This window comes from Streptomyces hydrogenans (genome assembly GCF_014656075.1).
In the GTDB taxonomy this organism is placed as follows: Bacteria; Actinomycetota; Actinomycetes; order Streptomycetales; family Streptomycetaceae; genus Streptomyces; species Streptomyces hydrogenans.
The window spans coordinates 1-684 of the sequence record NZ_BNBS01000316.1 but is presented as its reverse complement, the minus strand read 5'-3'; the positions used below and the strand labels follow the sequence as shown (position 1 = coordinate 684).

The 684-nt window shown below is 72.2% G+C and carries 1 protein-coding gene; it reads left to right on the top strand.

What is annotated here, in order from left to right:
- Positions 1-2: 2 nt before the first annotated feature.
- On the top strand, positions 3-684 hold a 682-nt coding region (locus IE321_RS41630), incomplete at its 3' end, for a thiolase family protein (RefSeq protein ID WP_268257466.1).

The window sequence follows — 684 nt, the reverse complement described above, 5'->3', positions numbered from 1 at the left end:
ACGTGTACGACGCGATCCGCACCCCGCGCGGACGCGGCAAGGCCAACGGCTCCCTGCACGGCACCAAGCCCATCGACCTCGTCACCGGCCTGATCCACGAGACCCTCCGTCGCTTCCCCGATCTCGACGCGTCGGCGGTCGACGACATCGTCCTGGGGGTGGTCAGCCCGCTGGGCGACCAGGGCGCGGACATCGCCCGCACGGCCGCCCTGCTCGCCGGACTGCCGGACACGGTGGCCGGCGTCCAGGAGAACCGCTTCTGTGCCTCCGGCCTCGAAGCCGTGAACATGGCCGCGATGAAGGTCCGCTCCGGCTGGGAGGACCTGGTCCTGGCCGGCGGCGTCGAGTCGATGTCCCGCGTCCCGATGGGCAGTGACGGCGGTGCCTGGGCCCTCGACCCGATGACGAGCCTGGAGACCGCCTTCGCGCCCCAGGGCATCGGCGCGGACCTGATCGCCACCATCGAGGGCTTCAGCCGCCGTGACGTGGACGAGTACGCGGCGCTCTCCCAGGAGCGCGCCGCGACCGCGTGGAAGGAGGGCCGTTTCGCCCGTTCGGTGGTGCCGGTGGTGGACCGGGCCGGCCTGACCGTGCTCGACCACGACGAGTTCATGCGCCCGGGCACCACCGCCGACTCCCTCGCCAGGCTCAAGCCGTCGTTCAAGGACATCGGCGAGCTGGGCG